20 protein-coding genes are annotated in these 24,193 nt (G+C 61.8%); 16 read left to right on the top strand and 4 right to left on the bottom strand.

The window, feature by feature from the left end; all coding sequences use genetic code 11:
• Nucleotides 1–64 precede the first annotated feature (64 nt).
• A complete protein-coding gene (gene ompR / locus J3P91_RS01240) occupies nt 65–805 on the bottom strand; it encodes an osmolarity response regulator transcription factor OmpR (protein ID WP_039592639.1) in 741 nt (246 codons plus the stop codon).
• A gap of 352 nt (nt 806–1,157) precedes the next feature.
• On the opposite strand from ompR, the gene J3P91_RS01235 reads away from it, so the two are divergent.
• From J3P91_RS01235 to tauD, 7 genes are all read left to right on the top strand, one after another.
• On the top strand, nt 1,158–3,482 hold the full coding sequence (locus J3P91_RS01235; protein WP_434570350.1) for a Tex family protein: 2,325 nt from the start codon (nt 1,158–1,160) through the stop codon (nt 3,480–3,482).
• The gene (locus tag J3P91_RS01230) at nt 3,482–3,865 is read left to right on the top strand and encodes a PaaI family thioesterase (protein ID WP_305497532.1); all 384 of its coding nucleotides are present in this window, start codon (nt 3,482–3,484) and stop codon (nt 3,863–3,865) included. Before J3P91_RS01235 ends, J3P91_RS01230 begins: the two co-directional genes overlap by 1 nt.
• A gap of 270 nt (nt 3,866–4,135) precedes the next feature.
• Complete coding sequence (gene gshA / locus J3P91_RS01225) at nt 4,136–5,719, top strand: glutamate--cysteine ligase (protein WP_434602502.1); 1,584 nt, start codon at nt 4,136–4,138, stop codon at nt 5,717–5,719.
• Between the two features lie 246 nt (nt 5,720–5,965).
• Entirely contained in the window at nt 5,966–6,943 is a 978-nt protein-coding gene (gene tauA, locus J3P91_RS01220; RefSeq protein ID WP_434602501.1) for a taurine ABC transporter substrate-binding protein, read from the top strand.
• Between the two features lie 20 nt (nt 6,944–6,963).
• Nucleotides 6,964–7,758 carry a taurine ABC transporter ATP-binding subunit gene (gene tauB, locus J3P91_RS01215; protein ID WP_434602500.1) on the top strand — a complete coding sequence of 265 codons (795 nt, stop codon included), beginning with the start codon at nt 6,964–6,966 and terminating at the stop codon, nt 7,756–7,758.
• Entirely contained in the window at nt 7,755–8,594 is an 840-nt protein-coding gene (gene tauC, locus J3P91_RS01210; protein ID WP_434602499.1) for a taurine ABC transporter permease TauC, read from the top strand. The genes tauB and tauC overlap by 4 nt, the downstream gene beginning before the upstream one ends.
• Nucleotides 8,595–8,643: 49 nt before the next feature.
• Nucleotides 8,644–9,486, top strand: a complete 843-nt coding sequence (gene tauD / locus J3P91_RS01205) for a taurine dioxygenase (protein WP_434602498.1) — start codon at nt 8,644–8,646, stop codon at nt 9,484–9,486.
• A 195-nt stretch (nt 9,487–9,681) separates the two neighbouring features.
• Here tauD and mgrA read toward each other — a convergent pair whose 3' ends face one another.
• Both mgrA and J3P91_RS01195 read right to left on the bottom strand, forming a co-directional pair.
• The gene (gene mgrA / locus J3P91_RS01200; RefSeq protein WP_434602497.1) at nt 9,682–10,719 is read right to left on the bottom strand and encodes an L-glyceraldehyde 3-phosphate reductase; all 1,038 of its coding nucleotides are present in this window, start codon (nt 10,717–10,719) and stop codon (nt 9,682–9,684) included.
• Nucleotides 10,720–10,915: 196 nt separating this feature from the next.
• Nucleotides 10,916–11,806: a LysR family transcriptional regulator gene (locus tag J3P91_RS01195; RefSeq protein WP_434602496.1), complete on the bottom strand. Its 891-nt coding sequence runs from the start codon at nt 11,804–11,806 to the stop codon at nt 10,916–10,918.
• Between the two features lie 119 nt (nt 11,807–11,925).
• On the opposite strand from J3P91_RS01195, the gene J3P91_RS01190 reads away from it, so the two are divergent.
• Nucleotides 11,926–12,666, top strand: coding sequence for an SDR family oxidoreductase (locus tag J3P91_RS01190; RefSeq protein ID WP_434602495.1), 741 nt, complete (start codon nt 11,926–11,928; stop codon nt 12,664–12,666).
• Between the two features lie 124 nt (nt 12,667–12,790).
• On the opposite strand, the gene betT is transcribed toward J3P91_RS01190, so the two are convergent.
• Nucleotides 12,791–14,752, bottom strand: a complete 1,962-nt coding sequence (gene betT, locus J3P91_RS01185; protein ID WP_434604961.1) for a choline transporter BetT — start codon at nt 14,750–14,752, stop codon at nt 12,791–12,793.
• A gap of 548 nt (nt 14,753–15,300) precedes the next feature.
• Here betT and J3P91_RS01180 point away from each other — a divergent pair.
• The 8 genes from J3P91_RS01180 (at nt 15,301) to J3P91_RS01145 (ending at nt 24,104) form a co-directional block, all read left to right on the top strand.
• A complete protein-coding gene (locus tag J3P91_RS01180; RefSeq protein ID WP_434604959.1) occupies nt 15,301–16,302 on the top strand; it encodes a D-cysteine desulfhydrase in 1,002 nt (333 codons plus the stop codon).
• A 235-nt stretch (nt 16,303–16,537) separates the two neighbouring features.
• Nucleotides 16,538–17,338, top strand: coding sequence for a cystine ABC transporter substrate-binding protein (tcyJ, locus tag J3P91_RS01175; RefSeq protein ID WP_434570369.1), 801 nt, complete (start codon nt 16,538–16,540; stop codon nt 17,336–17,338).
• The gene (gene tcyL, locus J3P91_RS01170) at nt 17,338–18,003 is read left to right on the top strand and encodes a cystine ABC transporter permease (RefSeq protein WP_305497544.1); all 666 of its coding nucleotides are present in this window, start codon (nt 17,338–17,340) and stop codon (nt 18,001–18,003) included. The genes tcyJ and tcyL overlap by 1 nt, the downstream gene beginning before the upstream one ends.
• 3 nt (nt 18,004–18,006) lie before the next feature.
• Nucleotides 18,007–18,765 carry an L-cystine ABC transporter ATP-binding protein TcyN gene (tcyN, locus tag J3P91_RS01165; protein WP_305497545.1) on the top strand — a complete coding sequence of 253 codons (759 nt, stop codon included), beginning with the start codon at nt 18,007–18,009 and terminating at the stop codon, nt 18,763–18,765.
• 476 nt (nt 18,766–19,241) lie between these two features.
• Complete coding sequence (locus J3P91_RS01160; RefSeq protein WP_434602494.1) at nt 19,242–19,991, top strand: hypothetical protein; 750 nt, start codon at nt 19,242–19,244, stop codon at nt 19,989–19,991.
• A gap of 296 nt (nt 19,992–20,287) precedes the next feature.
• A complete protein-coding gene (locus tag J3P91_RS01155; protein WP_305497547.1) occupies nt 20,288–21,529 on the top strand; it encodes an SfnB family sulfur acquisition oxidoreductase in 1,242 nt (413 codons plus the stop codon).
• Nucleotides 21,530–21,552: 23 nt separating this feature from the next.
• A complete protein-coding gene (locus J3P91_RS01150) occupies nt 21,553–22,746 on the top strand; it encodes an SfnB family sulfur acquisition oxidoreductase (RefSeq protein ID WP_434602493.1) in 1,194 nt (397 codons plus the stop codon).
• Nucleotides 22,746–24,104: an LLM class flavin-dependent oxidoreductase gene (locus J3P91_RS01145; RefSeq protein WP_434602492.1), complete on the top strand. Its 1,359-nt coding sequence runs from the start codon at nt 22,746–22,748 to the stop codon at nt 24,102–24,104. Before J3P91_RS01150 ends, J3P91_RS01145 begins: the two co-directional genes overlap by 1 nt.
• Nucleotides 24,105–24,193 lie beyond the last annotated feature (89 nt).

Genomic DNA, 24,193 nt, shown 5'->3' with positions numbered 1-24,193 from the left:
ACGGACCGCGAGTCGCCTGGAAAGATTTCCACCCGCCAGGCCGCGCGCTCCTACAAATCGCCGATCACTTGCCGGCAGCGCCATCCGGCACGAACACGTAGCCAACGCCCCAGACCGTCTGGATATAACGCGGCTTGGAAGGATCGGGTTCGATCATCCGGCGCAAACGGGAAATCTGCACGTCGATGGAGCGCTCCAGCGCATCCCATTCGCGGCCACGGGCCAGGTTCATCAGCTTGTCCCGGGTCAGCGGCTGGCGGGCGTTCATCACCAGGGCCTTGAGCACGGCGAACTCGCCAGTGGTGAGCATGTGGATCTCATCGCCGCGCTTGAGCTCGCGAGTGGCCAGCGACAGTTCATAGTCGCCGAAGGTCACGCTCTCGTCTTCGCTGCCCGGTGCACCCGGCACCGGCGCCGACTGGCGACGCAGGACAGCCTTGACCCGGGCCATCAGCTCGTCCGGGTTGAACGGCTTGGCCAGGTAATCGTCGGCGCCCAGTTCCAGCCCCTTGATACGGCTCAGCTCGTCGCCCTTGGCAGTGAGCATGATGATCGGGATCTGGTTGTTCGCGCCCCGCAGACGACGGCAAGCGGTCAAGCCGTCCTCGCCAGGCAACATCAGGTCGAGGACCACCAGATTGAAAACCTCACGGGCCAGCAGCCGGTCCATTTGCTCGGTGTTCGGTACGGTGCGGGCGCGATAGCCCTTGCTGACGAAAAAGCGCTCCAGCAGGCTGCTCAGCCCCGGATCGTCGTCAACAATCAGAATTTTTTCGCCTTCAGCAGTTTGTGCGGTGCTGCTCATAGGAAGCTCCTTTGATCTTGGCGCGCATTATGGCTTAGCTGCCGTTATACGCACCGAGTGCATTGTTAGCAGATTTTTCCTCTATCTTCAGTAGCTCACCCATCCATCCCGCAGGTCACGACACCCCCCGAACAGCGGAACGCTGGTTATAATGCGCGGCCTTTTGCGCCAGGGGATGCCGGATCGTTATACCGGCGCACCGTTCTCCCTGGCCAGGCAGCACTTTTTGAATTCAGCGGGTCACTGGCCGTCCCCTGCCCCGGCAGCGACGCAAGCCAGGCCGCTCAACCAGCCTCGCCGCGCCCTGTTACTGTGGCGGCGGGCCTGATTTCACAATTTGTCAGGTGGTTTTATGGACAGCATCAACAGCCGCATCGCCGAGGAACTCGGCGTACGCCCGCAACAGGTCGAAGCGGCCGTCGCGCTACTCGATGAAGGTTCCACGGTGCCTTTCATCGCCCGTTACCGGAAAGAAGTGACCGGCAGCCTCGATGACACCCAGCTGCGTCATCTGGAAGAGCGCCTGCGCTACCTGCGAGAACTCGACGAACGGCGCATCAGCATCCTGGCGAGCATCCAGGAGCAGGGCAAGCTGACCCCGCAACTGGAACGCGACATCAAGCTGGCCGATACAAAGACCCGCCTGGAAGACTTGTACCTGCCCTACAAGCAGAAACGCCGCACCAAGGGCCAGATTGCCCTGGAAGCCGGCCTCGGCGAACTGGCCGACGGCTTGTTCAACGACCCCACCTTGGCGCCGGAAGCCGAAGCCGCACGTTTCGTCGATGCCGAAAAAGGCGTGGCGGACATCAAGGCTGCGCTGGAAGGCGCCAAGTACATCCTCATGGAGCGCTTCGCCGAAGACGCGAACCTGCTGGAAAAACTGCGCAACTACCTCAAGCAGGAGGCGATCCTGAGTGCTCGCGTCATCGCCGGCAAAGAAGAGGAAGGCGCCAAGTTCCGCGATTACTTCGAACACGACGAGCCCCTCAAGAGCGTACCGTCGCACCGGGCCCTGGCAATTTTTCGCGGTCGCAACGAAGGCATCCTCAGCTCATCGCTGAAAGTCGGCGAAGAATTGCCCGGCACCATGCACCCGTGCGAAGGCATGATCGGCCAGCAGTTCGGCATCCAGAACCAGAACCGCGCCGCCGACAAGTGGCTGGCCGAAGTGGTGCGCTGGACCTGGAAGGTCAAGCTCTACACCCACCTGGAAACCGACCTGCTGGGCGAACTGCGCGACAACGCCGAGACCGAGGCGATCAACGTGTTCGCCCACAACCTGCACGACCTGCTGCTGGCCGCACCGGCCGGGCCGCGTGCCACGCTGGGCCTGGACCCGGGCCTGCGCACTGGCTGCAAGGTGGCCGTGGTCGATTCCACCGGCAAGCTGCTGGACCACGCCACGGTCTACCCGCATGTGCCGCATAACAAGTGGGACCAGACCATCGCTATCCTTGCCGCCCTGTGCGCCAAGCACTCGGTGGACCTGATCGCCATCGGCAACGGCACCGCCAGCCGTGAGACCGACAAGTTGGCCGCCGAGCTGATCAAGAAATACCCGGCCATGAAAATGACCAAGGTCATGGTCTCCGAGGCCGGCGCTTCGGTTTATTCGGCGTCGGAACTGGCCTCGAAGGAATTCCCGGACCTGGACGTGTCGATCCGTGGCGCGGTGTCCATCGCCCGTCGCCTGCAGGACCCACTGGCGGAACTGGTGAAGATCGACCCGAAATCCATCGGTGTCGGCCAGTACCAGCATGACGTATCGCAATTGAAGCTGGCCCGTGGCCTGGACGCCGTGGTGGAGGACTGCGTGAACGCCGTGGGCGTGGACGTGAACACCGCTTCGGTAGCATTGCTGGCGCGCATCTCCGGCCTGAACGCCACGCTGGCGCAGAACATCGTCACCCACCGCGACGAACACGGCGCGTTCAAGACCCGCGCCGCATTGAAAAAAGTCCCGCGCCTGGGCGAAAAAACCTTCGAACAGGCCGCCGGCTTCCTGCGCGTCATGAATGGTGACAACCCGCTCGACTCCTCGGCAGTTCACCCGGAAGCCTATCCACTGGTGCAACGCATCGCCGCCCAGACCGACCGCGACATTCGCTCGCTGATCGGCGACGCGGCGTTTCTCAAGCGCCTGGACCCGAAGAAATTCACTGACGAAACCTTCGGCCTGCCCACCGTGACCGACATCCTCCAAGAGCTGGAGAAACCGGGCCGCGACCCACGTCCAGAGTTCAAGACCGCTGAATTCCAGGAAGGCGTCGAAGACCTCAAGGACCTGCAACCGGGCATGATCCTCGAAGGCGTGGTGACCAACGTCACCAACTTCGGCGCGTTCGTCGACATCGGCGTGCACCAGGACGGCCTGGTGCATATTTCCGCCTTGTCGGAGAAATTCATCAAGGACCCGCGCGAAGCCGTGAAGGCCGGTGACGTGGTGAAAGTGAAGGTCATGGAAGTCGACATCCCGCGTAAACGCGTGGGCCTGTCGATGCGCATGAGCGACACGCCGGGCGAGAAAATCGACGGCGCCCGCGGTGCCCGTCCAGGCGCCGCGCCACGCCAGTCGCAGAACACCGCGCCGCGTAAGGAAACTGCCACCGCGGCCCCGGCGAATAACGCCATGGCCTCGCTGTTCGCCAACGCCAAGCAGCTGAAGAAACGCTGATGGAGGCGCCGGCCGGGTTGGTGGAGAGCGCGTTTTTCAAGCTGCTCGGCTGCCGTCTGCAGAGCCTCGGGGACGGGGTGGCGCAAGTCGCCCTGAGCCTTGAGCCGCCATTGCGCAACCGCGGGGGCAAGCTGCACGGCGGCGCGCTGTTCAGCCTGGTGGACATTGCCATGGGGCTGGCCTGCTCCAGCGTCCATGGCTTCGATCAGCAGAGCGCAACCATCGAGTGCAAGATCAACTACATTCGCGCCGTGTCCGACGGCGAAGTGCTGTGCACCGCCCGGGTCATCCACCCGGGCCGGCGCACGCTGGTGGTCGAGGCCGAGGTGATGCAGGGCGACAAGCTGGTCGCAAAAGCGCAAGGCACGTTCGCTGTCCTATAGCTCGCTGTCATCGATTTAGGGTAATTTCGACGCCATGAATGCCGTGCCGACCTCTATTGTGGGAGCGAGCCTGCTCGCGATAGCGATGGACCAGTCAATATAAAATTGACGGACATACCGCCATCGCGAGCAGGCTCGCTCCCACAGGGGCTGCGACGATCTGTCTTTGGCAGCACAAAAACCAGGCGAAAACGCCAGTTTCAACTTCACCCTTGTAGACCGTCTTGCCCACCCCCATATTGGGGCGACTGACGCGTGAAGGAATTCAACTTGAGCGACCTTTTAAACCGCCGCCTGGCCCTGCTCGGCGAGCGCGCCAACCTCTCCCTGCTCGAGCAGTGCCTGCACGGTATCGAACGTGAATGCCTGCGCGTCACGGGCGACGGGCGCCTGGCGCAGACCCCGCATCCCGAATCCCTGGGCTCGGCGCTGACCAACGAACAGATCACTACTGACTATTCCGAGTCGCTGCTTGAGTTCATCACCCCGGCCCTGGCCAACCCGGCCGACACCCTGCACAGCCTCGACAGGATCCACCGGTTTGTCTACAGCAAGCTCGGCGACGAGTACCTGTGGAGCCCTTCGATGCCGTGTCCGCTGCCGGCCGAGGAAGACATTCCGATCGCCTACTACGGCACCTCGAATATCGGTCGACTCAAGTATGTCTACCGCCAGGGCCTGGCCCTGCGCTACGGCAAGACCATGCAATGCATCGCCGGGATCCACTACAATTTCTCTCTCCCGGAAAAGCTCTGGCCCCTGCTGCGCCAGGACGAAGCCAGCGACGTGAGCGACCGCGACTTCCAGTCCTCGGCCTACATCGCGCTGATCCGTAATTTCCGCCGCTACAGCTGGTTGCTGATGTACCTGTTCGGCGCCTCGCCGGCCCTGGACGCAGGTTTCCTGCGTGGTCGTCCGCACCAGTTGGAGCAACTGGACCCGGACACCTTGTACCTGCCCTACGCCACCAGTCTGCGCATGAGCGACCTGGGTTACCAGAGCAACGCCCAAGCCGGCCTGACACCTTGCTATAACGACCTGGCGAGCTACACCGACAGCCTGCGCAAAGCCGTGGCAACGCCCTATGCGCCTTATGTCGACGTCGGTACTCACCAGAACGGCGAATGGGTGCAGCTCAACACCAACATCCTGCAGATCGAAAACGAGTACTACTCCAACATCCGCCCCAAGCGCGTGACCTACACCGGCGAGCGGCCGATCCAGGCGCTGATGGCCCGAGGGATCCAGTACGTCGAAGTGCGCTGCCTGGACATCAACCCGTTCCTGCCGATGGGCATCGACCTGACCGAGTCGCGCTTCCTCGATGCGTTCCTGCTGTACTGCGGCCTCAACGACAGCCCGCAACTGGAAAACAATGAGTGCAGCAACGCCACGAGCAACTTCCTGACCGTGGTCAAGGAAGGCCGCAAGCCTGGCCTGCAATTGCAGCGCCAGGGTCAATCGGTGGACATGCAAACCTGGGCCATGGAGTTGCTGGAAAAGATTGCTCCGCTGGCCGCCCTGCTTGACCAGAGCCAAGGCGGTGATGCCCATCGCCAGGCTCTCGACGCGCAACAGGCAAAAGTCCGCGACCCGTCGTTGACGCCATCCGCCAAGGTCTTGGCCGCCATGGCCGAGCACCAGGAAAGCTTCGCCCAGTTCTCCCTGCGCCAGAGCAAGGCCCACGCCGAGTTCTTCCGCGCCGAACCGTTGTCGACCGAAGAGCAAGTCGCGTTCGAGGAAACCGCTCGCCAGTCCTTGGTCCAGCAAACCGAGCTGGAGCAGAACGAGGTGGGGGATTTCGACGTGTTCGTGGGTTCGTATCAGGCGAGCATTCTGGCGATCAGTAACTGAATCGCCGCTGGCAAGAATACTTTTGTGGCGAGGGAGCTTGCTCCCGCTCGGCTGCGCAGCAGCCGTAAAGATGGGCCTGCTGCGCAGTCCAGCGGGAGCAAGCTCCCTCGCCACAGGGGTTTCGTACCTTCCTGATAGACTTTTTCGCAGATAAGCTCATTCGAAAAAGTTATTTATTTACTCATTCTTAGATCATTTAGTCTCCTCCAACGCCGACTCTCCGGCGGCCTGTTGAGGAGCTTCCCCATGTCTTTGCGTTTCTCCCTTCGCCTTCTCGCGGCCGCTTCCCTGGCCGCGGCGAGTCTTTTCGCCCAGGCGGCCGACCTGACCGTGGCCTATCAGACCACCGTCGACCCGGCCAAAGTCGCCCAGGCCGATGGCGCTTATGAGAAAGCCACCCAGGCCAGGATCAACTGGCGAAAATTCGACAATGGCGCCGACATCATCGCCGCCATCGCCTCGGGCGACGTGCAGATCGGCTACCTGGGTTCCAGCCCGCTGACCGCCGCCATCACCCGCAAGGTTCCGGTGGAAACCTTCCTCATCGCCACCCAGATCGGCGCCGCCGAAGCCTTGGTCGCCCGTGATGGCTCCGGCATCAAGACCCCGCAGGACCTGATTGGCAAGAAAATCGCCGTGCCGTTTGTTTCCACCGGCCATTACAGCCTGCTCGCCGCGCTGAAACACTGGAACATCGACCCGTCGAAAGTCACCGTGCTCAACCTCGCGCCACCGGCCATCATCGCCGCCTGGAAGCGCGGCGATATCGACGCCACCTACGTCTGGGACCCGGCCCTGGGCGTGGCCAAGGAAAACGGCAAGGTGCTGATCACCTCCGCTGAACTGGCCCAGTTCGGCGCGCCAACCTTCGACGCCTGGATCGTGCGCAAGGATTTTGCCCAGAAGCATCCGGAGATCGTCACGGCTTTTGCCAAGGTCACCCTGGACGCCTACGCCCAGTACCGCAAGGACCCGCAAGCCTGGCTGGCCGACGCATCGAACATCGACAAGCTGGTGAAACTCTCCGGCGCCAAGGCCAGCGACATTCCATTGCTGTTGCAAGGCAACGTATTCCCGTTGGCCGCCGACCAGGTGGTCAGCCTCGGTGCCCCAACCACCCAGGCCATCACCAACACCGCCGCGTTCCTCAAGGAGCAAGGCAAGGTCGAAGCCGTGCTGCCGGACTACGCGCCATACGTCAGCGCCAAATACATCACCCGCTGATCAAGACAGGAGACGTCGAGATGGCCTTGCTACAGCTGGAGCGCATCAGCGCACAGTACCCCGGCGCAACGAAACCGGTACTGGCGGATATTTCGTTGACCTTGGGCCCGCAGCAGTTGCTGGTTGCCCTCGGCCCCTCCGGCAGTGGCAAGACTTCGCTGCTCAACCTGATTGCCGGGTTTGTGGAACCCAGCGCCGGACAGATCACCCTGGACGGCATTCCCGTCAGGGGCCCGGGTGCCGAGCGCGGCGTAGTGTTCCAGGACGATGCGCTGTTGCCCTGGCAAGACGTGTTGGCGAACGTCGGATTCGGCCTGGAACTGGCGGGAGTTGCCAGGGAGAAGCGCGAGGCTCGCGCTCGGGAAATGCTCGCCCTGGTGGACCTGGCCGGTTTCGAAAAGCGCCGTGCCTGGCAGCTGTCGGGCGGTCAGAAGCAACGCGTCGGGCTGGCCCGCGCGCTGGCGGCCGATCCACGGGTGTTGCTGATGGACGAACCTTTCGGCGCCCTGGACGCGTTCACCCGTGAACAGATGCAGGAACTGCTGCTGCAAGTCTGGCAACGTACCGCCAAGCCGGTGTTCCTGATTACCCATGACATTGAAGAAGCGGTATTCCTTGCCACCGACCTGATCCTGCTGGCCCCCGATCCGGGGCAAATCGTCGAGCGCCTCAGCCTGGATTTCGGGCGCCGCTACGGCGCGGGGGAAGCGGCGCGGTCGATCAAGTCCGACCCGCGCTTCATCGAAACCCGCGAGCATGTGCTGGCGAAAGTGTTCTCCCAACGCAGCGCCACTCGGCAACAGGAGCGCGCATGAGCAGCTATGAAGTTCCAGCCGTGGCCAGCGACGCCGTGGCCGCCCGCCCGCCAGTCCTCGCGCGCCGTACCCTGAGCACGCGATGGATCAGCGGCCTGACGCTGGTGGCGCTGCTGTTGCTCTGGTGGGCCGTAACCGCCAGCGGCGTGATCGAACCGCTCTTCCTGCCGCCGCCCTCCGCCGTGCTGCAAAAAGGCTGGCTGCTGGCTACCAGCGGCTACATGGACTCCACGCTCTGGCAGCACCTCGGCGCAAGCCTCGGGCGGATTGGCCTGGGCCTGCTGTTCGCGGTGTTGACGGCGGTGCCGGTGGGTATCGCCATCGGCGCCAACCGTATTGCCCGCGGCGTACTCGATCCGCTGATCGAGTTCTACCGGCCGATTCCACCCCTGGCTTACCTGCCGCTGATCGTGATCTGGTGCGGCATCGGTGAGCTGTCGAAAGTCCTGCTGATCTACCTGGCGATTTTCGCCCCGATCGCCATCGCCACTGCAACCGGCGTGCGCACCGTCGACCCGGCCAAACTGCGCGCGGCCCAATCGCTGGGGGCCACGCGGGCGCAACTGATTCGCCATGTGATCGTACCCAGCGCCCTGCCCGACATCCTCACCGGTATCCGCATCGGCCTGGGCGTGGGCTGGTCGACGCTGGTCGCCGCCGAACTGATCGCGGCCACCAGCGGCCTGGGGTTCATGGTGCAGTCGGCAGCGCAGTTCCTGGTCACCGATGTCGTGGTGCTGGGGATCCTGGTGATTGCGCTGATCGCCTTTGCCATGGAAATGGGCCTGCGCGCCCTGCAACGCAAACTGGTGCCGTGGCACGGCCAGGCCCACTGAACCTTTATTGACCACGCCGACCATTCGGCGCCGATCCGAGAGAACGACGATGAGCCGTCCGACCGTTACCCCTCTGAGCGTTGCCCTCGGCGCGCAGATCAGCGGGATCGATATCAGCCAGCCACTGGCCCCGGAAGACCGTGACACCATCGAGCAGGCACTGCTCGAATATCAGGTGCTGTTCTTCCGCGACCAGCCGATCGAACCCGCACAACAGGCCCGTTTCGCCGCGTACTTTGGCGACCTGCACATTCACCCGATCTACCCCAACGTGCCGGAGCAGCCCGAAGTGCTGGTGCTCGACACCGCCATCACCGATGTGCGCGACAACGCGGTGTGGCACACCGACGTGACCTTCCTGCCGACCCCGGCCATGGGCGCGGTACTCAGCGCCAAGCTGCTGCCGGCATTCGGCGGCGATACGTTGTGGGCCAGCGGCATCGCGGCCTACGAAGCCTTGTCGGCACCATTGAAAAGCCTGTTGGAGGGCCTGACGGCGACCCACGACTTTACCCGTTCGTTCCCGCTGGAACGCTTTGGCAACACGGCGGAAGATCGGCTACGTTGGGAAGAAGCACGGCGCAAGAATCCACCGCTGTCGCATCCGGTGATTCGCACTCATCCGGTGAGCGGCCGCCGCGCACTGTTCGTCAACGAAGGCTTCACTACGCGCATCAACGAGCTGTCGGAAACCGAAAGCGAGGCGATCCTGAAATTGCTGTTTGCCCACGCGACGCGTCCGGAGTTCACCGTGCGCTGGCGCTGGCAGGCCAACGACGTGGCGTTCTGGGACAACCGCGTGACCCAGCATTTCGCCGTGGACGACTACCGTCCCAACCGGCGGGTGATGCACCGGGCGACGGTGCTGGGGGATGTGCCGTTTTTCAGGTGAGCCCTGCCTGAATCTTCCAAACGACCCATATCCCCGTGGCGAGGGAGCTTGCTCCCGCTGGGCTGCGTAGCAGTCCCAAAATCTCGGATCAGTTCATCATGCGCAAGCAACATGAACTGGGGGCCGCTTCGCGACCCAGCGGGAGCAAGCTCCCTCGCCACGGGTCCTGCGTTCAACCTGATAAACCGGCTGGAATTACTCAGCTGTAGAAGGTTTCTCCCACAGGTTGATCCCGCCCTCTTGGGCAAACCGGTCGATCTCGGCCAGTTCTTCGGCGCTGAACTCGAGATTTTGCAGCGCCCCGACGTTCTCGACGATCTGCTCCGGTCGGCTGGCGCCGATCAGGGCCGAGGTGACCCGCGGATCGCGCAATGTCCAGGCCAGGGCCATTTGCGCCAGGCTCTGGCCGCGACGCTGGGCGATCTCGTTGAGGGCGCGTACGTGGGCGATGTTTTCATCTGACAGATGCGAGGCCTGCAACGAACCGCCGCCCGGGCGATTGACCCGCGCATCGGCGGGAATGCCCTTGAGGTATTTGTCGGTCAGCAGGCCCTGCGCCAGCGGCGTGAAGGCGATCACGCCGGTGCCCAGTTCCTCGGTGGCGTCCAGCAAGTCCTTCTCGACCCAACGGTTGAGCAGGTTGTAGGCCGGCTGATGGATCAACAGCGGCACCTTCCATTCCTGAAGCAGCGCCGCCATTTCTCGGGTCTTCACCCCCGAATAGGAAGAAATGCCAATGTACAGGGCCTTGCCCTGCTGCACGGCGGTGGCCAGGGCGCTGGCGGTTTCTTCCAATGGCGTGTCGGGATCGAAACGGTGGGAGTAGAAGATGTCCACGTAATCCAGACCGAGGCGCTGAAGGCTCTGGTCAAGGCTGGCCAGCACGTATTTGCGCGAACCGCCGCCCTGGCCATAAGGGCCTGGCCACATGTCCCAGCCGGCCTTGCTGGAGATGATCAGTTCATCACGGTATTGCTTGAAATCTTCCCGCAGCAACCGGCCGAAATTGATTTCGGCGCTGCCGTAGGGCGGGCCGTAGTTGTTGGCCAGGTCGAAGTGGTTGATACCCAGGTCGAACGCCGTGCGCAACAAGGCCCGCTGAGTGTCGATCGGCGTGCTGTCGCCGAAGTTGTGCCACAAGCCGAGTGACAAGGCCGGCAGTACCAGCCCGCTGCGCCCGACGCGGCGGTAAGGGATGGATTCGTAGCGGTTTTGCGCAGCGGTGTAGGTCATCGAAAAAGCTCTCTGTTCGGACGGCTGGTGGCAGAAGCTAACATTTCACAGACGCACCAGTCAGGTCGAAAGTTCGCAAAACCCTGTGGGCTTGCTCGCGAAAGCGGTGGGTCAGTAGGCAGCGATATTGGATGTATTGCCGCCTTCGCGAGCAGGCTCGCTCCCACAAGGGAAACGCTAATAATATAAGGGTCAGCTAGCGCGCCTGCGCAAACACCTCCGCCACCCAATCCACAAACACCCGTACCCGCGGTGACATGTGTCGGTTGTGTGGATAAACCACCGACACCGGCATGGACGGCGGAGGTGTCGCGGCGAGCACTTCGCGGATCAGGCCTTGGCGGATCGGCTCCTCCATTCGGTAATACGGGCATTGGATCAGGCCCATGCCGGCGATCGCCGACGCCGCATAGATTTCTGCCCCGGACACCGACAACGTGCCCCCGATCGAAACCTCCCTGAGCTCGCCGTCGACCATGAATTCGAATGGATAAAGCTTGGCGGTGGTGCGCGAGACGTAGTTCACCGCTTTGTGCTGCTTGAGATCCTCCAGGCTTTTCGGTTCACCGTATTGGCGCAGGTAAGCGGGGCTGGCACAGGTGATCTGGCGAAGATTGGCGACACGCCGGCCGATCAACGACGAATCCGCCAACGTACCGGAGCGCACGACGCAATCGACGCCCTCGGCGATCAGGTCGACGAAGCGGTCCGCTTCACTGATGAACAATTCAATATCCGGGTAACGGGCCATGAATTGGGGCAACGCGGGGATCACGAAATACCGCGCCTGGGTTCCATGCAGGTCCACTCTCAACTTGCCTTTGGGCGCGACCCCGCGAAACGCCAGCTCGGCTTCTTCGAGTTCCGCCAGCAATTGCACGCAACGCGGGTAGTAGGCCTCGCCATCGAGGGTCGGACGCACCCTGCGCGTGCTGCGCTCCAGCAGACGGACACCCAGCCAGGCTTCGAATTGATTGAGCGTGTGGGTCAGCGTGGCCCGGGGCATGTTCAGGTCTTCGGCAGCCAGGGTGAAGCTGCTGCGCTCGTAGATACGGACAAACACCTTCATCGCCTTGACCTGGTCCATCTGAAGCCCTGATTGTTGAGAAATGTTGAACAGTCAAGGCAACTCTCCTGCATTTATCGCTGCACGTAAACATGTGAATCTGGCTTCAACCCATCACAAATCTCAAGGAGATCCTTGCCATGACTGCTCAAAACGCCAAAGTCGCCATCGTCACCGGTGCCTCCCGTGGGATCGGCGCGCAGATAGCCAGGCAATTGGCGAGCGACGGGTTTGCCGTCGCCATCAACTTCGCCAGCAGCGCCACCGAGGCCTCGCAGCTGGCGGTGCAGTTGCGTCAGGCCGGGCACCCGGCCATAGCGGTGAAGGCCGACGTGTCGGTTGCCGCCGACGTCAGCCGGATGTTCGATGAAGTCGAAGCGCAACTGGGCAGGGTCGATGTGTTGATCAACAACGCCGGCATCCTCCAGGTCATGCCGTTGGCGCAGCACAGCGACGAGCTGTTCGACCGCACGTTCGCCATCAACACCCGTGGCACCTTCAACACCTTGCGCGAGGCCGCGACCCGGCTGAACGATGGCGGCCGCATCGTGAATTTTTCCAGCAGTACCGTGGGCATGAACCTGCCGGGCTACTCGGTGTACATCGCCAGCAAGGCCGCGGTGGAATCCCTGACCCAAGTATTTGCCAAGGAACTGCGCGGTCGCCAGATCACCGTCAACGCCGTGGCCCCGGGGCCGGTCGCCACCGAGCTGTTCATGCAAGGCAAAAGCGAAGAGCAGGTCCAGCACTATGCCAGGATGCCGCCCCTGGAACGCCTCGGCCAGCCGGAAGACATCGCCAGCATCGTGTCATTCCTGGTAAGCCCGGCCGCTGGTTGGGTGAACGGCCAGATCCTGCGGGCTAACGGAGGGCTGGTCTGAGGCTTGGCTTTGCGCAGCCACTGAAACCGCCATCGCGAGCAAGCTCGCTCCCACAAAGGTTATCCCATTACCCTGTGGGAGCGAGCTTGCTCGCGATGGCGTCGGTGCGATGCCAATTATTTTTTCAGCGCACCAGATGCAGAAACTGCATGTGCCGCTCGTACTGGTCGAGGATGTCGTTGATGACCTGCTCCTTGGAATACCCCACCAGGTCGTAGTCCTGGCTGCCCTCGCTCAGGTGTACTTCGGCGCGGTAGTAGCGACGATTGTTGATCTGTTTGGAGCCCATGCCACCCCGGGCGAAGGACGGCGTGAAGTAACCCCGCATCTGCACCTGGTAGATGAACGGATGCTGTTCGCCGTGGCCGATTTCCAGGCTGACGCTGTCGTTGGCCGGGTCTGGCTGGGTCACCACTGTCAGGCCCTTTTCGGCGAATACCGCCTTCACCTCCTCGATGGCCGGGCGCACCGTGGTATCGAGGAAGCGATACACCTCGTCGCGGGAAGGAAAATGCACCGCCTGGCTCAAGCGCTGACGCCAACCGCCAGTGCCCCGCCGGGAGCCCGACACCGGCGCGAGGGAATGCAACTGCGCGATCTGCTTCTGCGACTCCAGGTAGAACGCCTTGTGCAGGCCCCACATCATCAGCAGCAGAATCAGCGAGAACGGCAAGGACGTCAGCACCACGGCCGACTTCAAGGCATCGATGCTGCCGGAGAACAGCAAGGCACTGGTCACCAGGGCAGTCATCGCGCCCCAGAACACCCGCAGCCATTTCGGCCCGTCCTCATCGGGGCTGCCGCCCTTGGCCGACAATGTCGACAGCACCACGGTGCCGGAGTCAGCGGACGTGACAAAAAACACGAAGCTGATGAACACCGTGACCGCAATTACCGTCTTGCTCCACGGGTAGGTTTCCAGCAGCAGGTAAAGGCTCATCGACGGGTTGTCCAGGGCCGACATGCCCAGGGCGCTCATGCCATGGTTCAGGACCTGATCGATGGCGCTGTTACCGAAAATCGACATCCACGCCAGGGTGAAACCCAAGGGGATCAGCAGCACGCCGAACACGAATTCACGGATCGTCCGGCCACGGGATATCCGTGCGATAAACAGCCCCACGAACGGTGACCACGCGATCCACCATGCCCAATAGAACACTGTCCAACCGCCCAGCCAGTCGCTGGGCTCGTTGTAGGCATACAGGTCGAAACTCTTCATCGGCAGGGCGCCGAGGTAATCGCCGAGATTCTGGATAAGCGTATTGAGCAGATGCTGGGTCGGTCCGGCGAACAGCACAAACAGCAACAGCGCGCACGCCAGCAGCATGTTGATATCGGACATGACGCGCACGCCCTTGTCGACGCCAGCCACGGCGACAATGATTGCCGCGCCCATCATCAGCACGATCAGCCCGACCTGGATCCACTGGGTGTGAGCAATGCCGAAGAGGTAATCCAGACCGGAATTGAGGTGCAGCACGCCAAAGCCCATATCCGCGCCAAGGCCGAACACGGTCGCGATGATGCCGAAACCGTCCACCGCATAACCGATCGGCCCGTTGATGCGCTTGCCGATCAGCGGGTACAACGCCGACCGCAAGGCCAGCGGCAGGTTATGCCGGTAGGCGAAGTACGCCAGGGCCATGCCAACAAAAGCGAACACACCCCAGCCGTGCAAACCCCAGTGCAGGAACAGGATCTGCATCGCCTGGCGCGCCGCATCGGCGGTGCCGGCTTCGCCCTGGGGCGGCTGGACCAGATGGGTCAGGGGCTCGGAAACGCAGAAGAAAAACAAGGTGATGCTGATCCCGGCGGCAAACAACATGCCGGCCCAGGACAGGTAGCTGAATTCGGGCTCGTCGTGGTCGGCACCGAGCTTGATCTTGCCGTAGCCGGACAAGGCGGTGACCACCACGAAGACCAGGTACAGGGTCATCGCCAGCATGTAATACCAGCCGACCGTATTGGCCGCCCAGTTCTGCGCGGCCAGCAACCAGGCGCCGGCCTGCTCCGGCACGGCAATGACGACCAGGCCGAACAGCAGGATGAAGGTCGCGGCGAAATAAAACACCGGCGGATTCATGCGGACCAGGCCGCTGGATGGGAGGGACGAAGTACTCATCGATGGAGCACCTCGCAAAGCGAAATCATGACGTGCGCAAACGGACTCGGCAAAGGCAAGCCTCCTGTTGTGAGCGGGCAGCAAACCAATGGTTTAACTTGAATGAACGTTCAAGTTAAACATGAATAGGCTGCCAAGGACTAATCGCAGGGCTCAATGGCACGTTTCCTACACTAGCCCATGGGTGGGTATGACGCAGTTCGCAGATCATTCGTTCAGTGGTGACGCAAATCCTGTGGGAGCGGTTCAGTTGAGAGAATGATGCGCCTGTGGCGAGGGAGCTTGCTCCCGCTCGGCTGCGAAGCAGTCGTAACCCGGCGAGTGCGGTGGGTCTGACGCTCCGCATCTGGCAGGTTTTGGGGCCGCTGCGCGGCCCAGCGGGAGCAAGCTCCCTCGCCACGGGTCCGTTGATTGCCTTATTAAGTGTCATCCTCAACGCCCACATGCCGGTTGCCCGTGAATACTCAGCTGCCTATAGTCCGGATATCGCCTACAGCCAGTACGGACTCATGATCAAAGAACAGTTGTCTCGCTTCCATCGTCTCGACCTGCTCAGCCATCCGACGCCTCTGGAAAAACTCGACCGTCTCTCCGCCTGGCTCGGCCGCGACATCTACGTCAAGCGCGACGACCTGACGCCTCTGGCACTGGGCGGCAATAAGTTGCGCAAGCTTGAATACCTTGCCGCCGACGCCCTGGCCCAAGGCGCCGACACGCTCGTCACTGCCGGCGCGATCCAGTCCAACCATGTCCGTCAGACCGCTGCCCTGGCCGCGAAGCTGGGCCTGGGTTGTGTGGCGTTGCTGGAAAACCCCATCGGTACCGAGGAAAGCAATTACCTGGGCAACGGTAATCGGCTGTTGCTGGAGCTGTTCGACGCCAAGGTCGAACTTGTTGAAAACCTGGACAACGCCGACGAACAGTTGCAGGCCCTTGCCGGCCGCCTGCGTAGCAACGGGAAAAAACCTTACCTGGTGCCGATTGGCGGTTCGAATGCCCTGGGTGCCTTGGGTTATGTGCGCGCAGGCCTGGAGTTGGCCGAGCAGATCAAGGACACCGGACTTGAATTCGCCGCCGTGGTGCTGGCCTCTGGCAGTGCCGGCACGCATGGCGGCCTGGCGCTGGCATTGAGCGAAACCCTGCCGGACCTTCCCGTGATCGGGGTGACGGTTTCACGCAGCGAGGAGGACCAGTTTCCGAAAGTCCAGGGGCTCGCCGAACGTACGGCGCAGTTGCTGGAAATGGCCCTGCCGCCGGCCTTCAAGGTGAACCTGTGGGACGAGTACTTCGCCCCCCGCTACGGCGAGCCCAACGCCGGTACGCTGGCGGCGGTCAAGTTGCTGGCGAGCCAGGAAGGCCTGCTGCTCGATCCGGTCTATACCGGCAAGGCCATGGCCGGGCTGCTCGACGGCATCGGTCGCGACCGCTTTGAAAACGGCCCGATCATCTTCCTGCATACCGGCGGTGCACCGGCGCTGTTTGCCTATGACTCGGTGTTCCAGGCTCGGTAAATGTCGTTGTGGAGCGAGCAGGCTCGCTCCTACAAGATGTTGATTACATATTGGAATATGGTCGTGATTTAATATTATTTTCCAATCTATACGACCCAACCTATAGTCGCGCCGCAGGCGTATTTGCCACGAGACGCAAAGCCTGCTTTTAGGGCAGGATGTGGCAATTCTTTCGGATCGCGGCTACGCCTTTCTCTTCCAGATAAACGTCATCATAAAAATACAGGGGCTTGTCATGAATTTTTCCGCATTACGTCGCAACCTGCTGGTGGGTTCGCTGGGCCTGGCATTGAGCGCCGGGCTGATGGGACAAGCGGTTGCCGGTGAGCAGCTGCAAAAAATCAAGGACGCTGGTGAGATCAAGATCGGCCTGGAAGGCACTTATCCACCATTCAGTTTTGTTGATGACAGCGGCAAACTGACTGGCTTCGAAGTGGAATTTTCCGAAGCCCTGGCCAAGGAACTGGGGGTCAAGGTCAAGCTGCAGACGACCCCATGGGCCGGTATCCTCGCCGCCCTGGAATCCAAGCGTCTTGACGCCGTGGTGAACCAGGTGACCATCTCCGAAGAGCGCAAGAAAAAGTACGACTTCTCCGAGCCGTACACTGTTTCCGGGATCCAGGCGCTGGTACTGACCAAAAAAGCCGACGAACTGAACATCAAGAAGGCCGCTGACCTGGACGGCAAAAAAGTCGGCGTGGGCCTGGGCACCAACTATGAGCAGTGGGTCAAGGCAGAAGTACCGGGCGCCCAGGTCAAGACCTACGACGATGATCCAACCAAGTTCCAGGACCTGCGTGTCGGCCGCATCGATACCATTCTGATTGACCGCCTGGCCGCGCTGGAATACGCCAAGAAAGCCAAGGACACCACCGTCACCAGCGAAGCCTTTTCTCGCCAGGAGTCTGGCATTGCCCTGCGCAAAGGCGAGCCCGAGCTGCTGGCAGCCGTGAACAAGGCCATTGAAAAACTGCGCGCCGACGGCACGCTGAAAAAGCTCTCGGAAAAATACTTCAGCGCTGACGTCACTCAATAATGGAAGCAGCTCTTCAACTCGCGCTGGACTCCGCGCCCTTTTTGCTCAAGGGCGCGTATTACACGGTCATACTCAGCCTGGGCGGCATGTTCTTCGGCTTGCTGCTCGGGTTTGGCCTGGCGCTGATGCGTTTGTCGCGCTTCAAACCGGTGAACTGGATTGCCCGCATCTACGTGTCGTTCTTTCGCGGCACGCCGTTGCTGGTGCAGTTGTTCGTGATCTATTACGGCTTGCCGCAACTGGGCATCGAGCTGGACCCACTGCCGGCGGCACTGATCGGTTTTTCGCTGAACATGGCGGCCTACGCCTGCGAAATCCTGCGGGCCGCGATCAGCTCCATCGAACGCGGCCAGTGGGAAGCGGCGGCCAGTATCGGCATGACCCGCGCGCAGACCCTGCGTCGGGCCATCCTGCCGCAAGCCGCACGCACAGCCCTGCCACCGTTGGGCAACAGCTTCATATCCCTGGTCAAGGACACTGCATTGGCGGCGACCATCCAGGTACCGGAGCTGTTCCGCCAGGCGCAGCTGATCACCGCCAGAACCTTCGAAATCTTCACCATGTACCTTGCCGCCGCGCTGATCTATTGGGTTCTTGCCACCGTGCTTTCGCACTTGCAGAACGTCTTGGAAGCCCGGGTCAATCGGCATGACCAGGAGTCCTGACCGATGATTGTCGTGGAAAAACTGACAAAGCAGTTCAAGGGTCAGGTAGTGCTCAACGGCATCGACCTGAAGATCGAAGAAGGCGAAGTGGTAGCGATCATCGGCCCCAGCGGCTCGGGCAAGACCACCTTCCTGCGCTGCCTGAACTTTCTCGAAGAGCCCAGCAGTGGCCGGATCAAGGTCGGCGACATCGAGATCGATGGCAGCCGCCCGCTGAACCAGCAACAGGGCCTGGTCAGGCGTTTGCGTCAGCAGGTAGGGTTCGTATTCCAGAACTTCAACCTATTTCCCCATCGCACCGCATTGGAAAATGTCACCGAAGGTCCCCAGGTGGTGAAAAAAATTCCCCGTGCCGAAGCCGAAGCCCTGGGGCGCAAGCTCCTGGCCAAGGTCGGGCTGGCCGGCAAGGAAGACGCCTACCCACGGCGCCTGTCCGGCGGCCAGCAGCAGCGCGTGGCAATTGCCCGGGCGCTGGCGATGGAGCCGGCGGTGATCCTGTTCGACGAGCCGACCTCGGCCCTCGACCCCGAACTGGTGGGCGAGGTACTGGCGACCATTCGCGGCCTGGCCGAAGAAAAACGCACCATGGTGATCGTCACCCACGAAATGGGCTTCGCCCGGGACGTGGCCAATCGCGTGGTGTTCTTCGATAAAGGTGTGATCGTCGAGCAAGGGGAAGCCAAGGCTTTGTTCGCGGCCCCTAAAGAAGAGCGTACTCGACAATTCCTCAGTAAGTTCCTCTCCGCACACGCCGCGCAATAAGTTATCCGGCACACTTCCATGGAAGGAAGTGGATAACTTGAATGTCATACTCTTGACCGCTACGAAACAACTTACAGCCCCGACCTCAGTTGAGAAACTTTTCAGCACGACATGCGTATACCTTGCGTAACACTTATGTCGCCCCCCTCGCCCGTTGTCTCGCGCCTTCAGCTACCGTAAGCAATACGACAGACGCCGGGGCAAGGAAAGTGGCGTCTGACAGCAAGTATTACTAACTGCATCGCGTAGGAAACTTCTGAAGAGTTGGCCAATCAAGCATTAATCCCGCCCTTCTATTGACACTGTAACTGCCCAACCCTTATCTAGAAGCCAACAAGCGACGCGCCTTATTTTTAATTCCCCTCAGTCTTGCACTGAAAGTTCATGAGTTTATTGCAAAGCAATAAACAATGCCGCGTTTATCCGTGCCTTTGACCTTTATGAAACAGTTCGATATGGACACCAAGGAGAACACCATGACATGTACGTCACCGATCCTCGAACTGGCCGCGCCCGCGCTGGCCAATGCCCTGCATACCGGTATCAACATCACCAGCGCCGCTCGGCTGGAAGTGCTCATCACACCTTATTCCGGCATGGACGCGGGCGATCTGATCGAACTGTTCTGGGATAACTGCTACGTCGGCTCCCGCCAGGTAGCCGAGGCGGATACCCATGGCGGCATCACGCTGCGGATACCCGAAAGCTTCGTCGTCAACGGGACTTCATGCATCCATTACCGCGTCATGCGGGTCGGGCGGGGGCCGGCGCTGTCGGCTCCGCAACAGGTGCAAGTCAAACTCGACTGCCCCGGAGGTCGGCCTTCGACCTTGATCGGCGATGAAAACCAGAGCCTGGCACCGGTGCGTATCCCCCAGGCCATCCGTCGCCAGGGCGTCAATCCGAATCAGATCAAGCGTGGCGTACCGCTGACCATCGAGCCCTACCTGAACATGGCCGCCGACGATGCGATCACCGTGCGCTGGGGCGATGTACGGATGGACTTGCCTCGGATCAAACCTTGCGAGGTGGGCCAGCCGATCCATGTCTGGGTGCCACCGGAAATAATCACCGAAGCCGGCGAAGACCTGCGCCTGGAAGTGACCTATTGCATCCTTGATCGTGTAGGCAACACCTCCCATTGGGCACCGCCGCGGACATTGAAGATCGGTTGCGCGAATGCGAATCTGAAGAGCCCCGCCAAAAGCGTTGTTGATGGTCGTTGAAATGCCTTGGCAAAAATAATCGGTTTTTGTGACAGGGATCTGCTCCCTCACCACAAGAGCCGTTTCGCCCATGCGGGCTCCTTGAATTTAAATCCAGCCTATCGATATTCCTAAAAGATAGTTCAAAAACATTTTATACGCGTTTAGGGTATATCGACCGGACCACCGGACATTCTTGATTTTCGCCACCGCATTCATCGCGGTGTTTTCTTGAGATGTGAGGTGGGTATGGTACGGAACACAAACGCCCCAGTGCAGGGCGCCAAGGCACTGCACGCAGCCACGGAGTGGCTGTAATGTCCGATCTGGCGCAAGCAAAGGTCCATAGCGACCTGGATGTGGCTCCATTGTTATTGCCGGCACAGGTGCTGCGCACCGATGCCGAGGCAATCAAGGCCGCGCATGAACTCGCACAGGTTGCTCGCCAGCAGGCCGCGCGCCGCGATCAGCAGCGCAAGCTGCCCTGGGCGGAAATCGAGCAATTCACCCGCAGCGGGCTTGGCAGCATTGCCGTTCCTCGTGAGTACGGCGGCCCGCAAGTCTCTTCAGTTACCATCGCCGAAGTGTTCGCGATCATTTCCGCAGCCGATCCGGCCCTCGGGCAGATCCCGCAGAACCAGTTCGGCGTGCTCCAGCTGATTCTCGCCACGGGCACCGAACGGCAAAAGAAAATTCTCCTCCAGAGCGTGCTCGAAGGCTGGCGCATCGGCAACGCCGGGCCGGAGCGCGGCACCCGCAACACCCTGGACCTCAAGGCGCGGATCACCGCCGATGGCGATGGCTTCGTCATCAATGGACAGAAGTTCTACTCCACCGGCGCCCTGTTCGCCCATTGGGTTGCCGTGAAGGCATTGAACGACGAAGGTCGCCAGGTGCTGGCGTTCGTCCGGCGCGGCACCCCGGGCCTGCGCATCGTCGACGACTGGTCGGGCTTCGGCCAGCGCACCACGGCCAGCGGCACCGTGCTGCTGAACAATGTGCGGGTCGACGCCGAACTGGTCCTGGACAACTGGCGCATCAACGAAACGCCAAACGTGCAAGGCGCCTTCTCGCAGCTGATCCAGGCGGCGATTGACCTGGGAATCGCCCGCGGCGCTATCGATGACGCGATCGCCTTCGTTCGCGAACGCGCCCGGCCCTGGATCGATGCCAAGGTCGAGCGGGCCAGCGACGATCTGTACGTAATCGCCGACGTCGGCAAGCTGAAAATCGAACTGCATGCCGCCGAGGCTTTGTTGCGCAAGGCGGGGCACGTACTGGACCAGGTTAACGCCGCGCCGATCACTGCACAGTCCGCCGCCCGCGCTTCGATAGCCGTCGCCGAAGCCAAGGTGCTGACCACCGAAATCGCCCTGCAAGCCAGCGAAAAACTCTTCGAGCTGGCCGGCAGCCGCGCCACCCTTGCCGAGTTCAACCTCGACCGCCACTGGCGCAACGCGCGGGTCCACACCCTGCACGACCCGGTGCGCTGGAAATACCACGCAATCGGCGACTACCACCTGAACGGGACCTTGCCCGCCCGACATTCCTGGATCTGACGACCCGACCACTGGAGCAGCACATGACGCTTTCCCAACACGTCGCGGTGATCACCAGCGATGAACAAGCCCTGATTGTCGCCAGCGACCTGGCCGATGACTTCAAGCGCGACAGCGCCCTGCGCGATCGCGAACGGCGCCTGCCGCACCCGGAGCTGGAAGCCTTCACCCGCTCCGGCCTGTGGGGCATCAGCGTGCCCAAGGCCTACGGCGGCGCCGGCGTTTCCAACGTCACGCTGGCGAAGGTCGTGGCGCTGATCGCCCAGGCCGATGGCTCGCTCGGGCAAATCCCCCAGAACCACTACTACGCCCTGGAAGTGCTGCGGGTAAACGGTAGCGAAGCGCAGAAGCAACGGCTGTATGCCGAAGTGCTGGCCGGTCAGCGGTTCGGCAATGCCCTGGCGGAGCTGGGAACCAGGACTGCTCACGAGCGCACCACCCAACTGCTTCGCGATGGCGACGGGTACCGCATCAACGGCCGCAAGTTTTACGCCACCGGGGCGATCTATGCCCAGCGCATCCCTACTTCGGTGGTGGACGAGAACGGCGTGCAGCAGTTGGCGTTCGTTCCGCGCAACAGCCAGGGCCTGACGGTTATCGACGACTGGAGCGGTTTCGGCCAGCGCACCACGGGCAGCGGCTCGGTGGTGTTCGAAGCCGTGCATGTCGCTGCCGAAGACATCGTGCCGTTCCAGAGCGCCTTCGAGCGCCCTACTCCGGTGGGCCCGTTGGCGCAGATTCTCCATGCCGCCATCGACACCGGCATTGCCCGCGCCGCCTATGAAGATGCGTTGCATTTTGTCCGCAGCAAAACCCGGCCGTGGATCGACGCCACCAGCGATGTCGCCACCCAGGATCCGCATACGCTCAAGAGCTTCGGCCATTTGAACATTCGCCTGCACGCCGCCGAAGCCCTGCTGGAACGCGCAGGCGAATTCCTCGACCGCGCCCAGGCGGACAGCAACGCCGAAACGGTGGCGGCGGCCTCGATTGCCGTGGCCGAAGCCCGGGCCATCAGCACCGAAATCTCCCTGGCCGCCGGCAGCACGCTGTTCGAACTGGCCGGCAGCCAGGCGACCCTGGCCGAACATGGCCTGGATCGTCACTGGCGCAACGCCCGGGTGCATACGCTGCATGACCCGGTGCGCTGGAAATATCACGCGGTCGGCAATTTCTACCTCAACGACGAAAAACCACCATTACGAGGGACCATCTGATGGCCCTCGACAAGAAAAAAATCCTCCTCAACGCGTTCAACATGAACTGCATCGGTCATATCAACCACGGCTTGTGGACGCATCCGCAGGACACCTCGACCCAGTACAACACGCTCGAATACTGGACCGGTCTGGCCCAGCTACTGGAGCGCGGCCTGTTCGACGGGTTGTTCATTGCCGATATCGTCGGGGTCTATGACGTTTACCAGCAATCGGTGGAGGTCACGCTGAAAGAGTCGATCCAGCTGCCGGTCAACGACCCATTGCTGCTGGTCTCGGCAATGGCTGCCGTCACCCGCAACCTCGGCTTCGGCCTCACCGCCAACCTCACCTATGAGCCGCCGTACCTGTTCGCCCGACGCATGAGCACGCTGGATCACCTGAGCCGCGGCCGGGTTGGCTGGAACATTGTCACCGGCTACCTGGACAGCGCCGCGAAAGCCATGGGCCTTGGCGCGCAGGTCGAGCACGACCGCCGTTATGACCAGGCCGACGAGTACCTGGAGGTGCTCTACAAACTCTGGGAGGGCAGCTGGGAAGACGATGCGGTGCTCAACGATCGCCAGCAACGGATCTACGCCCAGCCAGAAAAAGTGCACAAGGTCAGGCACCAGGGCGAGTTTTATCAGGTCGAGGGTTATCACCTCTGCGAGCCATCGCCCCAACGCACACCGGTGCTGTTCCAGGCTGGCAGCTCCGAGCGCGGGCTGCTGTTCGCCGGGCGCCATGCCGAGTGCGTGTTCATCAGCGGCCAGAACAAGCCGGCGACCAGGGCCCAGGTGGACAAGGTCCGCGCCAGCGCCGTCGCGGCCGGACGCAATGCCGAGGACATCAAGGTGTTCATGGGCTTGAACGTGATTGTCGGCGAGACCGAAGCAGCGGCCTGGGCCAAGCATGCCGAGTACCTGGGGTATGCCAGCGCCGAGGCCGGCGTGGCGCATTTCTCCGCGTCGACGGGCATCGATTTTTCCGAGTACGAACTGGACGAACCGATCCAGTACGTGAAGAGCAACGCCATCCAGTCCGCGACCAAGACCTTGCAGAACAACGACTGGACCCGACGCAAGCTTCTGGAGCAACACGCCTTGGGCGGTCGCTACATCACCGTTGTCGGCTCGCCCGAACAGGTCGCCGACGAGCTGGAATCGTGGATCGCCGAGACCGGCCTCGACGGCTTCAACCTGACCCGCATCGTCACGCCACAAAGCTACGTGGATTTCATCGACCTGGTGATTCCCGAGCTGCAGCGCCGCGGGTCGTACAAGACCGAATACGACGGGGGGACGTTGCGGGAAAAGCTGTTTCACGCGCAAGCGCGACTACCCGGCCAACACACTGGCTCGAACTACCGGCGATGACCGTGGCGAGGGAGCTTGCTCCCGCTGGTGGGCGAAGCCCGCCCAAAAAAGCTCGGGCTACTTCGTAGCCCAGCGGGAGCAAGCTCCCT

Origin of the sequence: Pseudomonas sp. Z4-7 (genome assembly GCF_051131965.1) — a bacterium.
In the GTDB taxonomy this organism is placed as follows: Bacteria; Pseudomonadota; Gammaproteobacteria; order Pseudomonadales; family Pseudomonadaceae; genus Aquipseudomonas.
Note: the sequence above shows the minus strand (reverse complement) of the source record. Positions and strands in the feature narration are given on the sequence as shown.

Coding starts and splice junctions, on each gene's coding strand:
- J3P91_RS01150 (WP_434602493.1), top strand. CDS start 21,553: ATGACGCTTTCCCAACACGTCGCGGTGATCACCAGCGATGAACAAGCC.
- tauA (WP_434602501.1), top strand. CDS start 5,966: ATGTCTTTGCGTTTCTCCCTTCGCCTTCTCGCGGCCGCTTCCCTGGCC.
- J3P91_RS01180 (WP_434604959.1), top strand. CDS start 15,301: ATGATCAAAGAACAGTTGTCTCGCTTCCATCGTCTCGACCTGCTCAGC.
- J3P91_RS01155 (WP_305497547.1), top strand. CDS start 20,288: ATGTCCGATCTGGCGCAAGCAAAGGTCCATAGCGACCTGGATGTGGCT.
- J3P91_RS01145 (WP_434602492.1), top strand. CDS start 22,746: ATGGCCCTCGACAAGAAAAAAATCCTCCTCAACGCGTTCAACATGAAC.
- J3P91_RS01160 (WP_434602494.1), top strand. CDS start 19,242: ATGACATGTACGTCACCGATCCTCGAACTGGCCGCGCCCGCGCTGGCC.
- J3P91_RS01235 (WP_434570350.1), top strand. CDS start 1,158: ATGGACAGCATCAACAGCCGCATCGCCGAGGAACTCGGCGTACGCCCG.
- J3P91_RS01190 (WP_434602495.1), top strand. CDS start 11,926: ATGACTGCTCAAAACGCCAAAGTCGCCATCGTCACCGGTGCCTCCCGT.
- J3P91_RS01230 (WP_305497532.1), top strand. CDS start 3,482: ATGGAGGCGCCGGCCGGGTTGGTGGAGAGCGCGTTTTTCAAGCTGCTC.
- ompR (WP_039592639.1), bottom strand. CDS start 805: ATGAGCAGCACCGCACAAACTGCTGAAGGCGAAAAAATTCTGATTGTT.
- betT (WP_434604961.1), bottom strand. CDS start 14,752: ATGAATCCGCCGGTGTTTTATTTCGCCGCGACCTTCATCCTGCTGTTC.
- tcyL (WP_305497544.1), top strand. CDS start 17,338: ATGGAAGCAGCTCTTCAACTCGCGCTGGACTCCGCGCCCTTTTTGCTC.
- mgrA (WP_434602497.1), bottom strand. CDS start 10,719: ATGACCTACACCGCTGCGCAAAACCGCTACGAATCCATCCCTTACCGC.
- tauD (WP_434602498.1), top strand. CDS start 8,644: ATGAGCCGTCCGACCGTTACCCCTCTGAGCGTTGCCCTCGGCGCGCAG.
- tcyN (WP_305497545.1), top strand. CDS start 18,007: ATGATTGTCGTGGAAAAACTGACAAAGCAGTTCAAGGGTCAGGTAGTG.
- tcyJ (WP_434570369.1), top strand. CDS start 16,538: ATGAATTTTTCCGCATTACGTCGCAACCTGCTGGTGGGTTCGCTGGGC.
- tauC (WP_434602499.1), top strand. CDS start 7,755: ATGAGCAGCTATGAAGTTCCAGCCGTGGCCAGCGACGCCGTGGCCGCC.
- J3P91_RS01195 (WP_434602496.1), bottom strand. CDS start 11,806: ATGGACCAGGTCAAGGCGATGAAGGTGTTTGTCCGTATCTACGAGCGC.
- tauB (WP_434602500.1), top strand. CDS start 6,964: ATGGCCTTGCTACAGCTGGAGCGCATCAGCGCACAGTACCCCGGCGCA.